This is a genomic window from Pseudoalteromonas sp., from assembly GCF_041613455.1.
Taxonomy (GTDB): Bacteria; Pseudomonadota; Gammaproteobacteria; order Enterobacterales; family Alteromonadaceae; genus Pseudoalteromonas.
On sequence record NZ_JBFJHD010000306.1, the window covers coordinates 1 to 2,803 of the forward strand.

Sequence of the window (2,803 nt, forward strand, 5' to 3'; positions counted from 1 at the left end):
AGCGGGCATAAAATTAAACCCAGCTAACTTTTCGCGCTCTCGCGCACGCACTAAATACAGTGCAATAGAGCTTAAGCATGTGCCTACTGGCAGTGTTATCACCATTGATAATTTACCTTCGGGCATTATTCGCTCGCCGCAGTGGTCGTCAAATAGTGAATACTTAGCCTTTGTGGTAGAGCAAAAACAGGCGGCTCATCTTTGGGTGTATAATGTGAAAACTAAGCAAGCCAATGAGTTAAATGAGCTTGCACTCAATTCTGTGCTTACCGCAGCACCTTATAAATGGCTACCCGATAGCAGCGCCTTGGTGGCTAATATTGCGGTTAACTTAGGCAAAGCTCGATTACAAAATAGCAGTCAAAATACCGTGCCGGTTATTCAGCAAAGCCGCGGCGAAAAAGCGCCAGCACGCACGTATCAAAACCTATTAACCAGTCCTTTTGATGAAGCGCAGTTTAAATTTTATGGTCAAGGGCAACTGGTGTACATCACATTGGATGGTCATGCTCAGCCCATTGGTCGCCCGGCGTTGTTTAAATCTTTTGCGGTTTCACCCGACTCTACCAACATATTAGTTGCCAGTATTGATGAACCCTTTTCGTATCAAGTGCCTTACAGCCGCTTTGCTACCACATGGCAAATATGGGGCATGCGCGGTTTCTCATTAGTGGAGTTGGCTAAGCAGCCACTTGCCGATAATATTCCTCAAGGTTACGACAGTGTGCGTACCGGGCGTCGAGCATTTGAATGGCGCGCCGATCATGGGGCTGAAGTTATTTGGGCCGAAGCGCAAGATGGCGGCGATATGAAAACCGAGGTGGCGCATCATGATTACCTTTACAGTTTACGTGCACCGTTTAAACGCGAGCCAAAACTGTTTGCTAAAGTAGAGCGTCGTTATTCGGGCATTGAGTGGGGTAACGATAGCATTGCCATGTTATCGGACTGGCGCTTTAGTGACCGTCAAGTGCGTACTTATATAATTCAGCCTCGTGATGCCGATAACAACCGCGTATTGTTTTCTGAGCGCAGTTATAACGACGCGTATAAAGATCCGGGTAGAGTTATTTATCAGCGTAATGACTTAGGCGTTAATGTAATGAAAGTGGTGGGTGGGCGTTACCTATTTTTACGTGGTAATGGTGCATCAGAGCAAGGCAATATTCCCTTTTTAACGCAATACGATGTAAAAACCAATAGCAGTAAACGGCTATGGCAATCTGCGGCGCCGTATTATGAGCGTGTACGCGCGTTACTAGATGACGAAGGTAAGCGTTTTATTACCATTCGCGAATCGAAAACAGAGCAACCAAACTTTTTTATTCGTGATTTAGACAACAACACCTTAACGCAAATTACTCACTTTGCGCATCCGTACCCTGCATTTAAAGGCGTTACCAAAGAGCAGCTGCGCTACACCCGCGATGACGGGGTGGAGCTGTCGGGCACGCTATATTTACCCCCAGGCTATGATAAAACTCAAGGACCATTACCGGTATTAATGTGGGCTTATCCGCTTGAATATAAAGATAAAGCGGTTGCTTCTCAAGTGCGTGAATCCCCTTATGAATTTACCTATATTGGTTATTGGGGGCCGATGCCTTATTTAGCGAAAGGAATTGCGGTATTTGACGATCCGAAAATGCCAATTGTGGGTGTCGATGGCAGCGAGCCAAACGATCACTTTAGAACGCAACTGGTTGCCAGCGCGCAAGCTGCTGTTGATGTATTGGTCAACAAAGGTATTGCCGACAAAGACAATATTGCGATAGCGGGTCATTCATATGGCGCCTTTATGGTGGCTAACTTATTAGCGCATAGCGACTTATTTAAAACCGGCATTGCCCGCAGTGGCGCCTATAACCGCACCTTAACCCCGTTTGGTTTTCAGGGTGAAGAACGCGATTTTTGGCAAGCGCAAGATGTGTACGCTACTATGTCGCCGTTTTTTCACGCCGAAAAAATTAATGAGCCCATGTTAATGATCCACGGGGAACAAGATCCGAATTCGGGAACTTTCCCAATGCAAAGCGAGCGCATGTATGCCGCGCTTAAAGGCTTAGGCAAAGAAGCACGTTTAGTAATGCTGCCACATGAAGCACACGGCTATCGTGCTCGCAAAAGCTTATTGCACGTGCTGTGGGAACAAGAGCAATGGCTAGAAAAGTACTTGCTGAATGACAGTGTTGAACCAAGTGATATAAGCGAGTACCCGATTCAGTAGTGCATTACGCCGTGAGATCAAGCAGATCTCCTCGTAATCTCACGGCACTTCGCGCAAAATAGGACTTAGGGCAGGGCTATGAGCTTCGGGCTTCGAGTTTCGGGCTTCGAGTTTCGGGCAGAGCAATGAACCGCTGTGCTGCTAACGTGAGCAAGCTCACCGTCTACCACCCCAAGTTAAACTTTCGTGTAGAGACGCAGCGCTAATATATCAATTAAGATAAAAACTTATGTTAAAAATGAAGGGTAGAGCCCTAGCTATCCGCTAAACTCGGTACGCTTAGTTCTTAGTTCTTAGTTCTTAGTTCTTAGCCCGAGATTTGAAGCGGTTCTTTGTTACTTGCTGATAGCTAGTTTATCTTTCACCTTGGGACTTTTTCCTTTACTCTTTCACTCAAAACTAATTTTCATTGTGTATTTAACCACTACGAGTTTTAAATGATTGATATAGCAGTACTTGCAGTATTTATTCCGACCTTCTTTTTTGTCTCTATCACCCCAGGTATGTGTATGACACTGGCACTGACCTTGGGCATGAGTATCGGAATACGTCGAACGCTGTGGATGATGATGGGCG

At 45.9% G+C, this 2,803-nt stretch carries 1 protein-coding gene and 1 pseudogene; both read left to right on the forward strand.

Annotation, left to right across the window (positions count from 1 at the left end; all coding sequences use genetic code 11):
- On the forward strand, positions 1-2,227 hold a 2,227-nt coding region (locus ABYB02_RS16345; RefSeq protein WP_372763432.1), incomplete at its 5' end, for an alpha/beta hydrolase family protein.
- Between the two features lie 437 nt (positions 2,228-2,664).
- Positions 2,665-2,803, forward strand: a pseudogene (locus tag ABYB02_RS16350) (LysE family translocator); the annotation flags it as partial.